Raw genomic sequence first — 19745 nt, 5'->3', positions numbered from 1 at the left:
TCGATGGATGTAGGAGGCTTGCACAATGGGAATGGATATACGTCTTGCCCGAATCGACGATCGGTTGATTCATGGTCAGGTCGCCACAGCTTGGTCGAAAATGACTGGTATCAATCGAATCATCGTGGTCAGTGATGAAGTCGCAAATGACCAATTACGAAAGTTTCTCTTGAAAGAAGCTGCTCCACCAGGGATCAAATCCAATGTGGTGACAGTAGCGAAAATGCTTGAGGTGGCGCATAACACATTATTTAATACGCAAAAAGTCATGTTATTATTTACCAACCCTCAAGATGTCGTGACTCTGGTTAAAGGAGGCATTGACATTCGTTCCGTCAATATCGGCGGTATGAGTTTTTCAATGGGAAAACGAATGATCACTAATTTCGTGTCAGTCAATGATCAAGATCTTGCTTCATTGCTTTACTTGCAAAACCAAGGCATTGAAGTGGAGATACGCAAAGTTCCAGCTGATCGTAAAATCTTTTTGAAGGATATTTTGGAAAAAGAAGGTAGTCACCCTTAGTTTTTCGATGTTGTTTTTTCTTTCGTATTCGTGTCACATTTTTCAATTTTGATATAGGAGGTAAAAAGATGGTAGGAATTATCCTAGCAAGTCATGGAGAATTTGCTAACGGCATTTTGCAATCTGGTTCAATGATCTTCGGCGAACAAGAAAATGTTAAAGCTGTTACATTGATGCCAAGTGAAGGTCCAGATGACATCAAGGCAAAAATGCAAGAAGCAATTGCTACATTTGACGATCAAGAAGAAGTATTATTCTTAGTTGATCTTTGGGGTGGTACTCCTTTCAACCAAGCGAACAGCTTGTTTGAAGATCACAAAGACAAATGGGCAATCGTTGCTGGTATGAATTTACCAATGGTGATCGAAGCCTATGCTTCACGTTTTTCAATGAATACAGCGCATGAAATTGCTGCGCATATCGTTGAAACAGCTAAAGAAGGGGTCAAGGTCAAACCAGAAGAACTTGAACCAGAAGAAGCTTCAGCACCAAAAGCAGTGCAAGACGATCAACCTAAAGGATCACTTCCTCCGGGAACTGTTCTAGGCGATGGCAAAATCAAAATCGTACTTGCTCGTGTCGATTCACGTTTGTTGCATGGTCAAGTTGCTACAGCTTGGACAAAATCAGTGAATCCATCTCGGATCATCGTTGTTTCTGACGCGGTGGCAAAAGATGACTTGCGTAAAAAACTGATCGAACAAGCAGCTCCTCCAGGAGTAAAAGCGAACGTCATTCCAGTGGACAAAATGATTGAAGTTTCTAAAGACCCTCGTTTCGGGAATACGAAAGCTTTACTATTATTTGAAAACCCACAAGATGTATTACGTGCTGTTGAAGGTGGCGTTGATATTACTGAAGTGAACGTTGGTTCAATGGCTCACTCTGTTGGGAAAGTTGTTGTAAGTAAAGTATTGTCGATGGGTACAGATGATGTGAATACATTTGAAGATCTGAAAGAACGCGGCATCAAATTCGATGTGCGTAAAGTACCAAATGACTCTCGAGACAACATGGACGAAATCTTACGCAAAGCCAAAAATGAATTGGCAAATAAATAGAAACGTATTCAACTAAATAGGAGGTCTATCATGACTATTATATCTATGGTATTAGTAGTACTCGTTGCCTTTTTAGCTGGTATGGAAGGGATCTTGGATGAATTCCAATTCCATCAACCGCTAATCGCGTGTACTTTGATCGGTTTAGTGACCGGTAATTTGGAAGCATGTATCATTTTGGGCGGATCATTACAAATGATCGCACTTGGATGGGCAAATATCGGTGCCGCTGTTGCACCTGATGCTGCATTGGCGTCTGTCGCATCTGCAATTATTTTAGTTTTAGGTGGACAAGGAACTGCTGGTGTTGATACAGCGATTGCCGTTGCGATCCCTCTAGCTGTTGCTGGGTTGTTCTTGACAATGATCGTTCGTACATTGGCTGTGCCAATCGTTCACTTTATGGATGCTGCTGCTGAAGAAGGCAACATTCGTAAAATCGAAATGTGGCACGTGATCGCTGTATGTATGCAAGGGGTTCGTATTGCGATTCCTGCAGCTGCATTGTTGGCTATCCCTGCTGCAACTGTTCAAAACTTCTTAGAATCAATGCCTGCATGGTTAACTGATGGTATGGCTATCGGTGGTGGTATGGTTGTTGCCGTTGGTTACGCAATGGTTATCAACATGATGGCAACTCGCGAAGTATGGCCATTCTTTATTATCGGTTTCGTAATCGCAGCTATCTCTCAATTGACATTGATCGCTATCGGTGCCTTGGCAGTAGCAATCGCATTGATCTACTTGAACCTAACTAAAATGGGCGGATCATCAAATGGAGGCGGCGGCAGCAACACTGGCGACCCTCTAGGCGATATCTTGAATGACTATTAGAATCGAAGGAGGAGAAAAAAATGGCAGAAAAAATTCAATTAAATAAAAAAGATCGTTTAGCCGTAGCATGGCGCTCTACCTTCATTCAAGGTTCATGGAACTATGAACGTATGCAAAATGGTGGTTGGGCATTCTCAATGATTCCAGCAATCAAAAAATTATACAAAACAAAAGAAGACCGTGCCGCTGCTTTGAAGCGTCACTTAGAATTCTTTAATACTCACCCATATATCGCATCACCAATCTTAGGTGTAACTTTAGCGTTAGAAGAAGAACGTGCCAATGGCGCGCCTGTCGATGACGTAGCGATCCAAGGGGTAAAAGTTGGGATGATGGGTCCTTTAGCCGGTGTCGGTGACCCTGTGTTCTGGTTTACTGTACGTCCGATGTTAGGTGCATTAGGTGCTTCTCTTGCTTTAGGCGGAAACATCTTAGGCCCAATCATCTTCTTCGTTGCTTGGAACATCATCCGTTGGGCATTTATGTGGTACACACAAGAATTCGGCTACCGTGCTGGTTCTAAAATCACAGATGACCTTTCAGGTGGTTTGCTACAAGATGTAACAAAAGGTGCTTCTATTTTAGGGATGTTCGTATTAGGGTCACTTGTTCAACGTTGGGTATCGATTTCCTTTGCACCAGTTGTCTCAAGCGTACCGCTTGATGAAGGTGCTTATGTCGACTGGGCGAACTTGCCTTCTGGTTCAGCTGGTTTGCAACAAGCCTTCCAACAAGTAGCTGAAGGCCGTGCATTGACTGATACAAAAGTAACAACATTGCAAAACAACTTGGATCAATTGATTCCTGGTTTAGCTGCACTATTGCTTACTTTGTTATGTATGTGGTTATTGAAGAAAAAAGTTTCTCCAATCGTCATTATTATCGGTCTATTCTTAGTCGGTATCGGTGGACACTTGATCGGATTGTTATAATCTTTTCAATGATAGGTGCTTGGGGAGACCCAAGCATCTTTTTATTTATTCGCCAAACATGCCGCAAACACGTATAATAGGTAACGATAAGACGATATAGAATGGAGTAAGCGCAAATGGTACAATCCCTTAATACAAAAGTTGATTTGACGATCGATGCTACGTCTTTTTTAGGTATCAATGAATACGGCAAAATAATGATCGGCGATAATGCCTTTGAGTTTTATAATGATCGTGACAAACGCAAGTTTATTCAAATTCCTTGGGAAGATGTCGACTATGTGATCGCTTCGGTCTTGTTCAAAGGACGCTGGATCCCGCGGTATGCGATTCGGACCAAAAAGAATGGGACATATACCTTCTCATCAAAAGAACCAAAAAAAGTTCTGCGGGCAATTCGCGAATACGTTGACCCAGATCATATGGTCCATTCTCTTGGCTTTTTCGATATCTTGAAACGGGCAATTACCCGTAGAAAATAACAAGAGAGCATATGTTTTTCCAATTGATTCTCAATATGTTACCCTTTTTATAAGAAAGTTTAGGAGGGGTTATTATGCACTTTTTATGGACATTGATCGTGGGAGCGGTCATCGGTTCAATCGGTGGCGCCATCGCAGGAGAAAAACGCGGTTGCATTTTTGATATCGTGGCAGGACTTGTGGGCGCATCAATCGGACAAGGTTTATTCGGCACTTGGGGACCGCAAGTGGCAGGAATGGCAATCGTGCCAGCAATCATTGGGGCAGTCATTTTCGTGGCTGTCGTATCATTCTTTTTGGGACGTAAAAGATAATTATCAAAGAAGCAATCCGTTGATTGGGTTGCTTTTTTTGTGGATTAAAGTTATCTAGAAAAGAACAACGAGAGAGCCAACTAGAGTCTTTTTAAAACACCATTCTTTAGGTTCGTATTGTTTGATTTTTTAGAAAACTTTTCGCTTACTTTCCGCTTTTTCTGGAAGTTTGTTATAATACTATCGTATAGAACAAGAAGGTAGGGAACGATACATGTTAAGAGTTGAAAAATTACGTGAAGCAATGAGAAAAGATTCGATTGATGGGTTCTTGATCACCAGCCCATACAATTTGCGTTACTTGACAAACTTTACTGGTACAACTGGTTTAGCAGTCATTACGTTGGACAAAGCTTTTTTTGTAACAGATTTCCGATATACAGAGCAAGCAGCTGCCCAAGCCCAAGGATTTGAGATCGTAAAAAATAGTGGACCGATTTTTGAAGAAGTTGCAACTATCTGCCAAAAGGAAGAAATCAATGTCTTAGCATTTGAAGAAAGTTTCGTCAGCTTTGCTGAATACTCCGTCTTAGAAGACTTGATTGAGGAATCCTCATTAGCTCCTGTATCTGGTATGATCGAGGCATTGCGGGAAGTCAAAGATGAGGAAGAGATCGCATTGATCCAACAAGCCTGCCATATCGCCGATCAAGGGTTCGAACATATTTTGAAAATGATCCGCCCAGGGATGACCGAAATCGAAGTGGCGAATCAGTTAGATTTCTTTATGCGTTCATTAGGTGCCACAAGCGTATCTTTTGAAACGATCGTGGCCAGTGGTCTTCGTTCAGCAATGCCCCATGGGGTTGCCAGTGAAAAAGTGATTGAACAAGGCGATCTGATCACGTTAGACTTTGGCTGTTACTATCAAGGCTATGTGTCTGATATGACCAGAACTTTTGCTGTGGGGGATCCTGGCGATAAATTGAAAGAAATCTATCAAATCGTGCTAGAAGCACAAGAAAAAGTCTTGGCAGCAGCAAAACCTGGAATGACCGGAATTGAGCTAGATGCGATCGCCCGGGATCACATAGCTTCCTTTGGCTACGGGGATGCTTTTGGTCATTCAACAGGCCATGGGATTGGTTTAGAAATCCACGAAGGACCAAATGTCTCCTTCCGTGCTGATAAAGCATTTGTTGTCGGAAACGTCATTACAGATGAACCAGGCATCTATCTTCCAGGAATTGGCGGCGTTCGTATCGAGGATGATCTTTTGATCACTGAAACTGGTAATAAAGTGTTGACACATTCACCGAAAGAATTGATCATTCTCTGATTCATCGACCTTGTTTTTCAGAAAATTCATTGAGAATAGTGGGTTATTATAGATTCTCAGTGCAGAAAATGATAAACTTAGAGCGAGAAGAAACACTGTGCCATGGATGTTATTGATTGAATCAAGCGCTGGCTTGCTTCAAACGGAAAAAACGAGCGATTTTTTTACAAACAATACGGTACAGCTGTTTAGAATGGAGGCAAAAACGTATGAATGAAGATAAAAACCTTGTATTAAATGCAAGTCCTGAATTAGGCGAAATCGTCATCGCGCCAGAAGTGATCGAGATCATTATTGGGATCGCTGCTTCTAAAGTGGAAGGTGTCTATGGGATGCGAGGAACACTGGCAAACAGTGTCACTGAATTACTAGGCCGCGCAGCTCATGGCAAAGGAGTCTACTTAACGATCGATGAAACAGGGATCAAAGTGGATATCTACTGCTATATCACTTATGGGATGTCAGTGCCTAAAGTGGCAATGGAGATCCAAGAACGGGTCAAACAGCAAGTCTTATTTATGACAGATGTGCAACTGGCTGAAGTAAATGTTCATGTTGTGGCAGTCGTGCCAGAAAAAGTAGATTTACCAGACATCGAAGAATTATTTGGAAACGACGAGGAAGAAAATGAGTAAAGAATTATCACGGCATGAAATACGGAAAATGGCGTTACAAGCTTTATTTCCACTAGACTTTAACAAAGATTTAACGAAACAAGATGCCATCATGCATGCCATCGAGTTGGAACACCATGAATTGATTGATGAAGAACAAGAGCATTTTGTCCCTGTTTATTTAGATCAATTAGTGGCAGGTGTCTGTCATTACAAAGAAGCCTTGGATGAAGTCATTCAAAGTCATCTAAAAGCCGGTTGGAAAATCCAGCGTTTATCAAAAATGGACGTGACGATTTTACGAATCGCTTTGTATGAAATGATCTATGTGGATAATGTGCCGAATCGTGTGGCTTTGAATGAAGCGATCGAATTAGCGAAAACCTTTAGTGACGATCAGTCAAGAAAGTTTGTCAACGGTATTTTATCGACTGTCAATCAAGAGCTAGAAACAAAAAACAACCAAGTAAGTGAGTAATTTTTAGCCTTAACACTATCGATCAAAAGAAAACAGCCTTTTTTCGATCGAGGCAGAAACCGAACGATTTGTGAGCAACCGCCTTGTTTTGACGGTCCTGCTTGATCGTTCGGTTTTTTTGCATACACTTTGTCGGTTTGCCCTCGTTTTTTCCGAAAAAAGGGAGCGTTAGACGGTGTTTTTCTTTTCAGAAAATGCTATGATAGAAAACATGAAGAAGCAGATCGACAAACGATTGGTGCGTTTCTTTTTACGAAATAAGTCAGTATAATCAGGTTGGAGGAGTTGTCAGAATGGGTACATTGATCAATGGAAAAGAATTGGCTGAAAAAATGCAAGCAGCGTTTCTTTCAGAGACAGAAACACTAAAAGAGCAGGGTGTGACACCGGGATTAGTTGTTTTACTTGTTGGAGAAGACAAAGCAAGCCAGACTTATGTGAAAAATAAAGAACTAGCTGCGGCGAAAATCGGCATCAATTCCCGTGTTGCCCGCTATCCTGAATCCATTACTGAGGCAGAATTATTAGCAGAAATCGAACAGTTCAATAACGATGATGCCTTTCACGGCATTTTGGTTCAACTTCCTTTGCCAAAACATATCAATGAAGAAAAAGTGCTGTTAGCCATCAAACCGGAAAAAGATGTCGACGGTTTTCATCCAATCAATTTAGGAAAATTATTTGCCGGTGTACCTGACCGAATTCCTTGTACCCCTTATGGCATCATGAAAATGTTTGCTGCGTATGGGATCGAATTGGAAGGGAAAAATGCTTTAGTTATCGGCCGCAGCAACATTGTCGGAAAACCGATGGCGCACTTGCTCTTAGGGGCAAATGCCACCGTGACTATTGCTCATTCAAAAACCAAAAATCTGCCTGAGTTAGCGAAGCAAGCGGACATTTTAGTCGTGGCGATCGGCCGCGGTCATTTTGTCACAAAAGACTTCGTAAAAGAAGGGGCCGTGGTGATCGATGTAGGAATGAATCGGGATGCCAATGGCAAGTTGATCGGCGATGTGAAATTTGATGAAGTCGAACCGATCGCTAGCTATATCACCCCGGTACCTAGAGGTGTAGGACCAATGACGATCACGATGTTGATGGCCCAAACGATCGAGGCAGCAAAGGAGACAATGAAAAACTAAATGGCGCAAGAATATTTAACGGTGACCGCATTAACAAAATATATCAAGCGTAAGTTTGACGTCGATCCGTATCTAGAGCGGGTTTATTTGACGGGGGAGATCTCCAATTTTCGTCGTCGCCCCAATCACCAATACTTTAGTTTGAAGGATGATGGTGCAAAAATTTCGACCGTCATGTTCAAAGGCGCTTTTGACAAGTTGCGCTTTCAACCAGAAGAGGGCATGAAAGTCATGGCGGTTGGACGTATCACCTTGTATGAGGCAAGCGGAAATTACCAAATGGTGATCGATCACATGGAACCAGATGGTGTCGGTGCCCTTTATCAAGCCTATGAACAATTAAAGCAGAAATTGGCAGCGGAAGGATTATTTTCTGCACCGAAGCAGTCGTTGCCGAAATACCCGAAACGCATCGCAGTCTTGACCAGTCCTAGTGGGGCGGTGATCAGAGATATCATCACGACGACCCAGCGGCGTTATCCCATTGCTCAGATCGTTTTGTATCCAACCGTGGTACAAGGCAACAAAGCCGCGGATGATGTGGTGAAAAATATCCAACGAGTCGAAGCCGATGGTACCTTTGATACTATGATCATCGGACGTGGGGGTGGGTCGATTGAGGACCTCTGGCCTTTCAATGAAGAACGAGTGGCAAGAGCCATTTTTGACGCAAAAACCCCCGTTATTTCTTCAGTGGGGCATGAAACCGATACGACGATTGCCGATTTAGTGGCGGATGTGCGGGCGGCAACTCCGACCGCAGCTGCCGAATTAGCAGTGCCCGTCCTATCAGAAGAGATTTTGCGGATCGAAGAAAGACAAGCCCGATTAGAGCAAGCTTTTATGCACCAGATCCAGTACAAACAAGAACGCTATCAGCGAGTGATTGGATCATATGTTTTTCGACAACCAGAGCGCTTGTATGAGGCACAGTCCATCAAACTCGATCAGTTGCAGCAGCGGATGCAGCAAGGTCTGCAAACCTTGCTTTATGACAAGGATCGCCATGCACAGCAATTGATTTCACGGTTAGCACAACAACAACCAAAAGCGCGATTGCAAGCTAGTAACCAAGAGGTCAGTTATCTTTCCCAACGCTTAATGAAAGCCATGAAAGATATTTATGCAGCAAAAGAAAATCAATTTGCAAATGCAGTCCAATCTCTTGATTTGCTAAGCCCACTGAAAATCATGGGTCGGGGCTACAGCTATACCACGAAAAATGAGCAGGTGATCAAATCGATTGATACGATCGAGCCAGAAGACCAGCTGACGATCCATTACCAAGATGGCCAAGCACTTGTCGAAGTTATTAGTACAGAAGGAGTTAATCATGGCAAATCCAACATTTGAAGAATCATTACAAGAATTAGAACAAATTGTAACCCGTTTGGAACAAGGGGATGTTCCCTTAGAAGAGGCACTAGATGCTTTTCAAAAAGGGATGGTTTTGAGTAAGCAATGCAAGGACACTTTGAGTAAAGCAGAAAAGTCCTTAACAAAAATGATGACAGAATCTAACGAAGAAGTGCCTTTTGAAGAGGAAAACCAATGAGTGCTTTAACAGAATTCACAAAAGAACACGCCCCATTGATTGAAGAAGTCATGGAGCGCTTTGTCAAAGAACACACCTCTGATCAACGATTGTTTAAAAGCATGCAGTATTCGATCCAAGCTGGCGGCAAACGTATTCGCCCGCTTTTATTGGCAGCAACAGTCGCCGCTTTTCACAAACCCGTCAATACCTCGGTGTACCAGTGTGCGGCAGCCCTAGAAATGGTGCATACGTATTCGCTGATCCATGATGATCTGCCAGCAATGGACAACGATGATCTGCGTCGAGGCAAACCTACCAACCATAAGGTTTTTGGTGAAGCTTTAGCGATTTTAGCTGGAGATGGTCTTTTGACGGCTGCATTTCAATTAGTCGCTATGGCGGAGATCGAAGCCAATCAAAAAGTCTTGCTGCTGCAGCAATTGAGTAAAGCGGCGGGAACACAAGGCATGGTCGCCGGCCAAGCAGCTGATATTCAAGGAGAAAACCAAGCCCTTAGTCTTGAGGAACTGATGTCCATTCATGAACGGAAAACTGGAGAATTGATCCGCTTTGCGGTGATTGCTGGAGGTGTCTTAGCCGACCAGACGGAAGAAGTTCTGCATGAATTGGATCGCTTTGCCCAGCATATTGGGTTAGCCTTTCAAATTCGCGACGATCTGCTGGATGCCACTAGTACGACCGAAGAGCTAGGCAAAGTTGTCCGTCGAGATGACGAATTGGCGAAAAGTACCTATCCTGCTTTACTTGGCTTAGCAGGCGCGCAGCAAGCCTTGACAGAAGAATTAGGCAAGGCCAAAGAAATTCTGGCGCAATTAAGTCAATACGGTCAATTTACGCCGGATGTTTTATTGGCATTTGTGGAACGATTTGAGATTCGAGGGAACGCATGAAGAAAGAACGAGTAGATGTTTTAGCTGTCCAGCAAGGCCTGTTTGAGACCCGAGAGCAAGCCAAACGGGGAGTGATGGCTGGATTGGTGTACAAAGAAAAAAATAATGAGCGCCTAGATAAGCCGGGAGAAAAAATTGCCGCAGATACGCTGCTGCAGATCAAAGGCAAAAAGCTGCCTTATGTTTCTCGTGGTGGTCTCAAGTTAGAAAAAGCACTCAAAGTCTTTGATTTTGACGTAACCGATAAAATCATGTTAGACATCGGCGCATCCACCGGTGGTTTTACTGATGCGGCATTGCAAAATGGTGCCAAAAAAAGCTATGCATTGGATGTCGGTTACAATCAGTTAGCCTGGAAGCTGCGGCAAGATGAGCGAGTGATCGTAATGGAGCGGGTCAACTTCCGTTATGCAAAACCAACTGATTTTTTAGACGGTCTTCCAGATGCCGCTACGATCGATGTTTCTTTTATTTCACTTAAACTGATTTTACCCCCGCTATATGATATTTTGGTAGCGGATGGCGAAGTGATGGCGCTGATTAAACCGCAATTTGAAGCGGGCAAAGAAGCAGTCGGGAAAAATGGGATCGTTCGTGATCCCAAAACCCATGAACGAGTTTTGGAGGAAGTACTAGCATTTGCTAAGAAAACAAACTTCGATGTCTTAAACCTAAGTTTTTCACCAATCACTGGTGGCGAAGGGAATATCGAGTTTATCGTACATTTAAAGAAAAGCCTGCAAGAAGGTACCGCAGCAGGGATCGATATCCCGAAAGTTGTTGCATCAGCACATGAGACCTTTCATCAACCAAAATAAAGAATGGAAGAGAGTGGACATTTTACTTGTCGGCTCTCTTTCTTTCTTGCGCAAAATAGGATAAAATTAGTAGGAATTCATTCAGGAGGAACAAGAGATGAGAAAAAAAGAACGGCATCGCTTGATTACACGATTGTTAAGTGAACAAGATATTCAGAAACAAGAAGATTTTGTCGAGTTGTTAAAAGATCGCGGCGTCTCAGTCACACAAGCAACCATATCAAGAGATATCAAGGAATTGAAGTTAGTGAAAGTTCCTTCCCAAAAAGGTGGCTATCGCTACAGTATCCCGCAAGAGACAACGGAAGACGTGAGTGGTAAACTAGATAAAATCCTAAAAACGGCTTTTGTTTCTGTCGATCGAATGGACAAATTTGTGATCCTGCGCACACTGCCCGGCAATGCCTCGGCTTTGGCGAATTTAATCGATAAACGTTATGCCAAGGAATTATTTGGCACGTTAAACGATGATGACAACGTCTTGATGATCACTAGAACAGAAGCAGATACCGAGAACCTATTCAGGGATTTCCAACGTTACGTTTAGAAGAGGAGGCAAGGGATGCTTTTAGAATTGTCGATCCAAAATTTTGCGATTATTTCCAACTTGCACTTATCTTTCCATGAGGGAATGACGGCACTGACAGGTGAGACAGGTGCCGGGAAATCAATTATTATCGATGCGATGGGTTTGCTAGCAGGCGGTAGAGGTTCCAGCGACTATTTGCGTCAAGGAGCAGAGAAATGCCGTTTAGAAGGGATCTTCGAATGGCCGAATCAGCAGGAGTTCAAAGACTTGACCGCAGATTTAGGTATTGATGAAGAAGAAGTTTTGATCGTACAACGAGATATCTCTCAATCGGGGAAAAATATTTGTCGTGTCAATGGTCGAACCGTTACCTTGTCGGTTTTGCGTCAAATCGGTTTATTCTTGGTCGATATCCAAGGACAAAATGAGCATCAAGAGCTGCTGCAGCCAGAAAAACATTTGACCTTGATGGATGGGTTTGGGGATGATAGCTTTAAAGCGGAGCTTGCGGATTACCGTCAAGCCTATCAAAGCTATCGCTCTTTAGAAAAACACGTCAGGACCATTCAAGAAAATGAACAGCTATATGTCCAGCGAATGGACATGTTGCGTTTTCAACAAGAAGAAATCGCCCAAGCAGAATTGATGGAAAATGAAGAAGAACTGCTGATCGATGAACGAGAAAAACTGACCAATTATCAAAAAATCGTGGATGCTCTAGGGCAAAGCTATGGTGCCTTATCTGCCGAAGAAGTCAATAGCCTAGATGGGGTCAGTGTAGCTTTATCCGAGATCCAGTCAATCGCCCATCTTGATCCGGCTTACGAAAAAATCAGTGAAGTGATCCAAAGTGCGTATTACTTGTTGCAAGATGCAGCTACTGATATTTCGCGGCAAGTCGACAATCTTGAATTAGATGAAGGCCGACTGGAAGAAGTCATTTCGCGGCTGGAAACGATTCGTCAATTGAAGCGCAAATACGGGGAGTCGATTCCTGTGATTCTTGCTTACTATGATGAGATCAGTAAAGAAATCAGCGAGTCTGCCTATACAGAAGGTCAGTTGGAGCAATTAGAAGAAGAGCTTGCCCAAAAAGCTGAAGCAGTTTGGCAGCTGGCGGAAGCCTTGCACGTCAAACGACGTGAACTGGCTCATCGTTTAGAAAAAGAAATCGTTCAAGAGTTAAAAGAGCTGTATATGGAGCACGCACAATTTGAAGTACGGTTTGCACCTGGCTCAAAACAATTGAGTAGCAGCGGATTTGACACCGTAGAATTTTATTTGACCACAAATCCTGGTGAAGGCATGAAGCCGTTGGTGCGGGTTGCTTCTGGGGGAGAACTTTCACGGATCTTACTGGCCCTCAAATCAATTTTCTCTCGGAAACAAGGAATCACCAGTATTGTTTTTGACGAAGTTGATACTGGGGTCAGTGGCCGAGTAGCCCAAGCAATTGCTGAAAAAATCGCCAAGATCGCAGCCAATTCGCAAGTTTTGTGTATCACTCACTTGCCGCAAGTAGCTGCTGTAGCGGATAATCAATATTTTATTGAAAAAGCAATTCAAGAAGGACGGACAGAAACCCACGTCCGTAAACTATCTAAAGAAGAACGGGTGGCAGAGATCGCCCGTATGCTCTCAGGTGCAGAAATCACCGATTTAACGGTCGAACATGCACGAGAACTATTGGCCCTTGCACACCGATAAAAATTGGGAAACATTCGTAGAAAGATTCAGGAGATGATGGACCAGCAAGTTTCGTCTGCCATCCTTTCCTGATCTTCTTTTTTGCAGGAGGATATGATGAGAAAAAGAACAAAATTTTTGATTGGTGTATTGGTCACCGTTGTTATTTTAACTATTGCCGGTTGGATCGGTTGGCAACAACTACACTACCCAGCAGTTGATGCTGCAGTCACAGCTGCGAAAGAGGCAGAAGATGAGGGGAATGTCCTTTATTTTGCTGGAGATGAAGAAAAGCCATTGGTCATTTTCTATCCCGGCGCCCTTGTCGATGCGGAAAGCTATAGTGTATGGGCAGCAGGTTTAGCGGAAAAAGGCTATCCTGTCGCGATCGTTAAAATGCCCTTTAACATGGCTGTTTTATCAGGCAATCGTGCAGAAGAGGTCTTGAAAGAAATTCCCCATAACTCCTATGTCATTGGTGGTCATTCATTAGGTGGGGTAATGGCGAGCCGTTTTGCAGCGAATCAATTGGCTGCAAACGACAAGGATTTAAAAGGGGTCTTTTTCTTCGCAAGCTATCCCGATGAAAAAGGGTCTTTGGCTGATCAGTCGATTTCTGTGCTATCGTTGACAGGGAGTCAAGATCAGGTGGTCAATCAAGAAAATTGGCAAGCTGCCCGCAGCTTCCTTCCAGAATCTACCACGTTCCAAACGATCGAAGGCGGCAATCATGCTGGCTTTGGTACCTATGGGTTACAAAAAGGAGAAGCCGCCGCTGATTTATCAAATGAAGCACAGCAAAAAGCCATCGTTGAGCAGATGGCTGCGTGGCTAAGTGAATTAGAGTAAAAAAAGACGGCAGAAGATGCATAGAAATGCTTCTTTCTGCCGTTTCGATTCAACAGACATTTTGGGGAAATGTTGATGAAATCGTGAAAACGCTGAACATAACAACATATTGTACTTGATTGGGGAAGCAAGATTAATAATTATGTTCTTTTAAAATACGTTTCCTCTCACAGTATAGCATAGCATACCTTCTGGATGCACGTAATTTAATTAAGAAATTCTGTCATTTTTTTTACGAAACAGTTATTTTGAAAAAGAAAAAAAGCGTTTTAAATAAACGAACGGACGCTGTTCCAGAAAAAAAAGCAAATAATAATTTTCATTAAATTCAACTAATGGTAAAATGAAAATAATTGATTTTTAAGATCAATGACTTACGAAAGTACAAGGAGCGTTATGATGAAAAAATTTAAACTTCTAAGTCCTATTATCGGATTGGTTATTTTACTCTCAGGATGTGCAAGCTGGGCAGATAGAGGAGAATCGATCACCGCAGTCGGTTCCTCTGCTTTGCAGCCGCTAGTAGAAACAGTTGCAGAAGAATTTCAAAACTCAAATCCAGGACGGTTCATCAATGTCCAAGGAGGCGGAAGCGGAACCGGACTAAGTCAAGTCCAAGCCGGTGCAGTCGATATCGGAAATTCTGATTTGTTTGCGGAAGAAAAGCCAGGAATCGATGCTGATGCCCTTGTTGATCATCGGGTGGCAACGGTGGGAATCACACCAATCGTTAACAAAGGAGTTGGTATCACAGACATTTCCGCAGAAGATCTAAAAAATATCTTCTTAGGAAAGATCACCAATTGGAGCGAAGTCGGTGGAAATGATCTGCCGATCGTTTTATTGAACCGGGCGACAGGTAGTGGTACGAGAAGCACGTTTGAAAAATGGATCATGGATGGCGAAACCGCTATTCCTTCTCAAGAGCAAGATTCTAGTGGGATGGTACGCTCGATCGTTTCTGATACACCAGGGGCTATTAGCTACGTTGCATTTTCTTATGTGACTGATGAAGTCAATGTCCTTTCAATTGATGGCGTTGAACCTACGATTGAAAATGTGACGACGAATGATTGGAAAGTTTGGGCGTATGAGCATATGTATACAAAAGGAGAACCAACCGGATTAACTGCTGAGTTTTTAGAATATATGCTTTCTGACGAAGTCCAAGAGCATATCGTTGGGGATCTAGGCTATATTCCAATTTCCATCATGCAGGTGGAAAGAGACTGGGAAGGCAACATTGTTGAATAATCTTTACACAAAATTTACACAAGCTTTAACAGAAATTGATGTTGAACCGATAAACTAATGGTTATGAGTTTAGTTTGATTTTTGAGGAGGAACCCTCGTGGAAAATGTAAAAGAAGTGTTAACAAAAAAATCTAAGCGCGCAAGAATGGAACAAAGAGGAAAACTAATCAGTTTTCTTTGTATCGCGTTGATTGTTTTGGTTGTGATCTCCATTTTTTATTTCGTTGCTAGCCGAGGATTAGCGACATTCTTTGTAGACAAAGTCAATGTGTTTGACTTTTTGTTTGGTACCCAATGGAATCCGAGTGCTGTGGGACCTGATGGACAACCGTTAGTTGGTGCCTTGCCGATGATTCTAGGATCGTTCTTCGTAACGTTCTTATCAGCGATCGTGGCAACACCTTTTGCCATCGGTGCAGCCGTCTTTATGGTAGAAATCTCACCTCGTAATGGAGAGAAGATCTTGCAGCCGGTCATCGAACTTTTAGTCGGTATCCCTTCAGTTGTTTATGGATTCATCGGTTTGTCTGTCGTTGTACCAGCAGTCCGCTCCGTTTTTGGCGGTACTGGTTTTGGGATCTTGGCAGGGACGTTTGTCCTGTTTATCATGATCTTACCGACAGTGACTACGATGACTGTCGACGCTTTGCGGGCAGTTCCACGGCATTATCGTGAAGCTTCGTTAGCTTTAGGTGCGACTCGCTGGCAAACGATTTACAAAGTTGTTTTACGAGCAGCTGTTCCTGGTATTTTAACAGCGGTTGTTTTTGGAATGGCGCGGGCGTTTGGTGAAGCATTGGCGATTCAAATGGTTATTGGTAATGCGGCATTGATGCCAACTAGCTTAGTGACACCAGCTTCAACATTGACTTCTATCCTAACGATGGGTATCGGAAATACGATCATGGGGACAGTCCAAAATAATGTTTTATGGTCATTAGCCTTGATCTTGTTATTGATGTCCTTACTATTTAACATTGTTATTCGCTTTATTGGGAAGAAAGGAGCCTTGAAATAATGAATGCAAAACGTTCAGATAAAATTGCTACCGGCGTCTTGTATGCCGTTGCTGGAATCATTGTTTTGATTTTGGCTTCCTTATTACTGTACATTTTGGTTCGGGGGGTTCCTCACATTAGCTGGGAATTTCTGACCTCTTCTTCAAAAGCGTATCAAGAAGGCGGCGGGATCGGCATCCAATTGTTCAATTCCCTTTATTTGCTTTTAGTAACAATGATCATTAGCTTCCCGATTTCTTTAGGAGCGGGGATCTACTTATCAGAGTATGCAAAGAAAAACTGGTTGACGGATATCATTCGGACATCGATCGAGATCTTGAGCTCACTGCCTTCAGTGGTTGTCGGTCTCTTTGGTTTCTTAGTCTTTGTTATTCAGTTTGGTTATGGCTTTTCAATTATTTCTGGTGCCTTGGCATTGACCTTCTTCAATTTGCCACTATTGACGAGAAATGTAGAAGAATCACTTCAAGCGATTCATTACACGCAACGTGAAGCAGGCTTGTCTCTTGGTTTGTCACGTTGGGAAACGGTCACACGCATCATTGTTCCAGAAGCAACACCAGGGATTTTGACTGGGGTCATTCTAAGTTCTGGTCGGATTTTTGGTGAAGCAGCAGCGCTGATCTATACTGCAGGACAAAGTGCACCGGCCCTTGATTTTACAAACTGGAATCCATTGAGTGTTTCCAGCCCGATCGGTCTTTTCCGACAAGCGGAGACGCTGGCAGTCCATATTTGGAAAATCAATACAGAGGGCACGATGCCTGATGGCGCACAAGTTTCAGCTGGAGCTTCGGCAGTATTGATCATTGCCGTCTTGCTATTTAACTTTGGCGCCCGTGCAGCTGGCAAACGGTTGTACAAGAAAATGACGTCAGCATAAGGAGAATGACAGTATGAACGATTACAATTGGGATGATCGAAATATCATTACCTTCGATAAACCAGAAGATGTGGCGCTTTATACCACTGACTTGCATGTATGGTATGGATCAAATGAAGCCATCAAAGGCATTGATCTACAATTTGAAAAGAATAAAATCACCGCATTGATCGGTCCCTCTGGTTGCGGAAAATCAACGTATCTGCGTTCCTTGAATCGAATGAATGACGGAATCGCAAATACGAGAGTCACAGGAAACATCATGTACAAAGGGGTCGACGTGAACACGAAAGAAGTCGATGTCTTCGAAATGCGTAAGCGGATCGGCATGGTTTTCCAACGACCAAACCCTTTCAGTAAATCGATCTATGACAACATCGCCTTTGCTTTGCGACGTCATGGAGAAAGAAACAAAAAGAAATTGGATGAAGCAGTCGAAACCAGCTTGAAACAAGCCGCACTTTGGGATCAAGTAAAGGACAGCTTAGACAAAAGTGCTTTGGCATTGTCCGGTGGACAGCAGCAACGTCTGTGTATCGCTCGAGCAATTGCGATGAAACCAGATATTTTGCTTCTAGATGAACCAGCTAGTGCCCTTGACCCCATCTCAACCGGGACAGTGGAAGAAACTCTTATCAACTTGAAAAACGACTATTCAATCATCATCGTGACCCACAACATGCAGCAAGCTGCTCGGATCAGCGATTATACCGCCTTTTTCTACTTAGGAAATGCGATCGAGTACGATGAGACCCGTAAGATATTTACTCGTCCAAAAATTAAAGCAACAGAAGATTACGTATCCGGTCATTTTGGCTGAGCCGATTCGATCAGTAAACGGAGGCAAAACAATGGCAGAAGAAATTATTACATCGAAAGATCTGCATTTATACTACGGAAAAAAAGAAGCATTAAAAGGAATCGACCTTTCCATCAAAAAAGGCGAGATCACTGCGATGATCGGTCCTTCAGGTTGTGGGAAATCGACCTACTTGCGTTCTCTTAATCGAATGAATGATTTGATCCCTGGTGTGACAATTACAGGAAGTGTTGTCTATAAAGGGAAAGACATTTATAGTCCGAAGCAAGACATCGTTGATTTGCGTAAAGAAATCGGGATGGTTTTTCAACAACCGAATCCATTTCCCTTTTCAATTTACGAAAATGTGATTTATGGGTTAAAATTAAAAGGAGTCACGGACAAGGCGATTCTTGATAAGACGGTAGAGGAAAGCTTGAAAGCAGCGTCTGTCTGGGAAGATGTCAAAGACAAACTTCACCAAAGTGCGCTATCTTTATCCGGTGGACAACAGCAGCGGGTATGCATCGCTCGGGTATTGGCTGTCGATCCAGAAATCATTTTGCTGGATGAACCAACCAGTGCGTTAGACCCAATTTCATCTGGGAAAATCGAGAATACCCTTTTGGCACTGAAAGAACGCTATACCATGATCATCGTGACTCACAACATGTCACAAGCTTCAAGAATCTCAGATAAAACCGCGTTCTTTTTGGACGGCAACTTGATCGAGTTCAATGACACGAAAAAAGTGTTCCTAAGTCCAAGCAAAAAAGAAACAGAAGATTATATCTCAGGAAGATTTGGTTAGGAGGAAAAGGGATGTTGCGTACACAGTTTGAAGAAGAATTATTAAATCTACACAATCAATTTTATGAGATGGGGATGCTAGTCAGCAGCGCGATCCACAAATCCGTACGAGCATATGTCAGACATGATAAAGCAATTGCTCAAGAAGTGATTGAAAATGATTTGGCGATCAACAATATGGAAGTTCGTTTGGAGAAAAAGAGCTTTGAAATGATTGCTTTGCAACAACCAGTAACCACCGATCTGCGAATGATCATTACTGTAATGAAAGCCAGCTCTGACTTGGAACGAATGGGAGACCATGCAGTATCGATCGCGAAGTCAACGATTCGGGTCAAAGGTGAAACACGGATCGCCGAAATCGAAAAAGAAATTTCTGATATGTCGGATTATGTGAAGAAAATGGTCGATAATGTTTTAGTTGCCTATGTAAAAACTGACCAAGAAGATGCCCGTATGATTGCCCAAATGGATGATCGGGTCAATGAGTATTACAAAGACATCTATTACAAAACGATCGAGAGTATGAAAGAAAATCCGGAAACCGTTGTTAGTGGAACCGATTATTTATCTGTTGCACAGTACTTAGAACGTATCGGTGACTACGTAACGAATATTTGTGAATGGATCGTGTATCTTGCTACTGGGAAAATCAGTGAATTGAATACAAACCGTACGGAAATGATTTAAGAAACCAGCTTAGGTTCTTGATCACTTATCTCTTTTAAAAGAGATGGGACAGACCGCCGAAAGAAGTTGACCTTTAAGGAGTAACTTCTCTCGGCGGTCTTTTTGATTTGGAAGAATCACCGAAATAGATGACGTGAACAAGATAGACAAATTATAAAATGGCTTCCCTAAAGATGGACAATGGAAATCGATTCTATCGTACCCGAATTTTTCAAGTTGAACCTTCTGCTCTTTTCATCCCCGACCCGCAGTGAAATGAACAATAGATCATTTACTCTAGCAGGCCTATTCCTCA

At 42.8% G+C, this 19745-nt stretch carries 23 protein-coding genes; all 23 read left to right on the top strand.

All coding sequences use genetic code 11. The features are described from left to right. The first annotated feature begins 31 nt into the window (after nt 1–31). The 23 genes from IGJ17_RS10125 to phoU all read left to right on the top strand — a co-directional run bounded on the left by IGJ17_RS10125 (nt 32) and on the right by phoU (nt 19450). Nucleotides 32–526, top strand: coding sequence for a PTS system mannose/fructose/N-acetylgalactosamine-transporter subunit IIB (locus tag IGJ17_RS10125; protein ID WP_026008065.1), 495 nt, complete (start codon nt 32–34; stop codon nt 524–526). 68 nt (nt 527–594) lie between these two features. After that, nucleotides 595–1587, top strand: a complete 993-nt coding sequence (locus IGJ17_RS10120; protein WP_008378493.1) for a mannose/fructose/sorbose PTS transporter subunit IIA — start codon at nt 595–597, stop codon at nt 1585–1587. A 30-nt stretch (nt 1588–1617) separates the two neighbouring features. Continuing rightward, on the top strand, nt 1618–2421 hold the full coding sequence (locus tag IGJ17_RS10115; protein WP_008378492.1) for a PTS mannose/fructose/sorbose transporter subunit IIC: 804 nt from the start codon (nt 1618–1620) through the stop codon (nt 2419–2421). Between the two features lie 20 nt (nt 2422–2441). After that, nucleotides 2442–3353, top strand: a complete 912-nt coding sequence (locus IGJ17_RS10110) for a PTS system mannose/fructose/sorbose family transporter subunit IID (protein ID WP_005235347.1) — start codon at nt 2442–2444, stop codon at nt 3351–3353. A 116-nt stretch (nt 3354–3469) separates the two neighbouring features. After that, nucleotides 3470–3835 (top strand): DUF956 family protein, encoded by a 366-nt coding sequence (locus tag IGJ17_RS10105; protein ID WP_005235348.1) that lies wholly within the window; start codon nt 3470–3472, stop codon nt 3833–3835. Nucleotides 3836–3909: 74 nt separating this feature from the next. After that, nucleotides 3910–4149 carry a GlsB/YeaQ/YmgE family stress response membrane protein gene (locus tag IGJ17_RS10100; RefSeq protein WP_005225767.1) on the top strand — a complete coding sequence of 80 codons (240 nt, stop codon included), beginning with the start codon at nt 3910–3912 and terminating at the stop codon, nt 4147–4149. Nucleotides 4150–4363: 214 nt separating this feature from the next. Continuing rightward, nucleotides 4364–5428 (top strand): M24 family metallopeptidase, encoded by a 1065-nt coding sequence (locus tag IGJ17_RS10095; RefSeq protein WP_005235349.1) that lies wholly within the window; start codon nt 4364–4366, stop codon nt 5426–5428. 209 nt (nt 5429–5637) lie between these two features. Then, nucleotides 5638–6063 (top strand): Asp23/Gls24 family envelope stress response protein, encoded by a 426-nt coding sequence (locus tag IGJ17_RS10090; protein ID WP_005225770.1) that lies wholly within the window; start codon nt 5638–5640, stop codon nt 6061–6063. Then, nucleotides 6056–6520, top strand: a complete 465-nt coding sequence (gene nusB, locus IGJ17_RS10085) for a transcription antitermination factor NusB (protein ID WP_005235350.1) — start codon at nt 6056–6058, stop codon at nt 6518–6520. Before IGJ17_RS10090 ends, nusB begins: the two co-directional genes overlap by 8 nt. A gap of 293 nt (nt 6521–6813) precedes the next feature. Next, nucleotides 6814–7665, top strand: a complete 852-nt coding sequence (locus IGJ17_RS10080) for a bifunctional methylenetetrahydrofolate dehydrogenase/methenyltetrahydrofolate cyclohydrolase (RefSeq protein WP_144330573.1) — start codon at nt 6814–6816, stop codon at nt 7663–7665. Further along, the gene (gene xseA / locus IGJ17_RS10075) at nt 7666–9018 is read left to right on the top strand and encodes an exodeoxyribonuclease VII large subunit (protein ID WP_005235354.1); all 1353 of its coding nucleotides are present in this window, start codon (nt 7666–7668) and stop codon (nt 9016–9018) included. Then, nucleotides 8999–9220, top strand: coding sequence for an exodeoxyribonuclease VII small subunit (locus IGJ17_RS10070; RefSeq protein ID WP_005235356.1), 222 nt, complete (start codon nt 8999–9001; stop codon nt 9218–9220). The genes xseA and IGJ17_RS10070 overlap by 20 nt, the downstream gene beginning before the upstream one ends. Then, nucleotides 9217–10113: a polyprenyl synthetase family protein gene (locus IGJ17_RS10065; RefSeq protein WP_429961320.1), complete on the top strand. Its 897-nt coding sequence runs from the start codon at nt 9217–9219 to the stop codon at nt 10111–10113. The genes IGJ17_RS10070 and IGJ17_RS10065 overlap by 4 nt, the downstream gene beginning before the upstream one ends. Continuing rightward, nucleotides 10110–10931 carry a TlyA family RNA methyltransferase gene (locus tag IGJ17_RS10060; RefSeq protein ID WP_016620449.1) on the top strand — a complete coding sequence of 274 codons (822 nt, stop codon included), beginning with the start codon at nt 10110–10112 and terminating at the stop codon, nt 10929–10931. The genes IGJ17_RS10065 and IGJ17_RS10060 overlap by 4 nt, the downstream gene beginning before the upstream one ends. A gap of 97 nt (nt 10932–11028) precedes the next feature. Further along, nucleotides 11029–11478, top strand: coding sequence for an arginine repressor (gene argR, locus IGJ17_RS10055; protein ID WP_005235362.1), 450 nt, complete (start codon nt 11029–11031; stop codon nt 11476–11478). Between the two features lie 15 nt (nt 11479–11493). Beyond that, nucleotides 11494–13167 carry a DNA repair protein RecN gene (gene recN, locus IGJ17_RS10050; RefSeq protein WP_086299368.1) on the top strand — a complete coding sequence of 558 codons (1674 nt, stop codon included), beginning with the start codon at nt 11494–11496 and terminating at the stop codon, nt 13165–13167. A 96-nt stretch (nt 13168–13263) separates the two neighbouring features. Next, the gene (locus tag IGJ17_RS10045) at nt 13264–13995 is read left to right on the top strand and encodes an alpha/beta hydrolase (protein WP_176285413.1); all 732 of its coding nucleotides are present in this window, start codon (nt 13264–13266) and stop codon (nt 13993–13995) included. 399 nt (nt 13996–14394) lie between these two features. Further along, the gene (locus IGJ17_RS10040) at nt 14395–15249 is read left to right on the top strand and encodes a phosphate ABC transporter substrate-binding protein PstS (protein ID WP_429961319.1); all 855 of its coding nucleotides are present in this window, start codon (nt 14395–14397) and stop codon (nt 15247–15249) included. Nucleotides 15250–15346: 97 nt separating this feature from the next. After that, nucleotides 15347–16267: a phosphate ABC transporter permease subunit PstC gene (pstC, locus tag IGJ17_RS10035; RefSeq protein WP_005235375.1), complete on the top strand. Its 921-nt coding sequence runs from the start codon at nt 15347–15349 to the stop codon at nt 16265–16267. Then, a complete protein-coding gene (gene pstA / locus IGJ17_RS10030; RefSeq protein WP_008378478.1) occupies nt 16267–17151 on the top strand; it encodes a phosphate ABC transporter permease PstA in 885 nt (294 codons plus the stop codon). Before pstC ends, pstA begins: the two co-directional genes overlap by 1 nt. A 13-nt stretch (nt 17152–17164) precedes the next feature. Next, nucleotides 17165–17971, top strand: coding sequence for a phosphate ABC transporter ATP-binding protein PstB (pstB, locus tag IGJ17_RS10025; RefSeq protein ID WP_005225783.1), 807 nt, complete (start codon nt 17165–17167; stop codon nt 17969–17971). Nucleotides 17972–18002: 31 nt separating this feature from the next. Next, on the top strand, nt 18003–18761 hold the full coding sequence (gene pstB / locus IGJ17_RS10020; RefSeq protein WP_005235379.1) for a phosphate ABC transporter ATP-binding protein PstB: 759 nt from the start codon (nt 18003–18005) through the stop codon (nt 18759–18761). A gap of 11 nt (nt 18762–18772) precedes the next feature. Further along, complete coding sequence (phoU, locus tag IGJ17_RS10015) at nt 18773–19450, top strand: phosphate signaling complex protein PhoU (protein ID WP_008378477.1); 678 nt, start codon at nt 18773–18775, stop codon at nt 19448–19450. Nucleotides 19451–19745: the final 295 nt, after the last annotated feature.

This window comes from Enterococcus sp. DIV1096b (genome assembly GCF_050498765.1).
GTDB classification, from domain to species: domain Bacteria; phylum Bacillota; class Bacilli; order Lactobacillales; family Enterococcaceae; genus Enterococcus_D; species Enterococcus_D entomosocium.
This window is presented reverse-complemented; position numbering and strand designations above follow the sequence as displayed.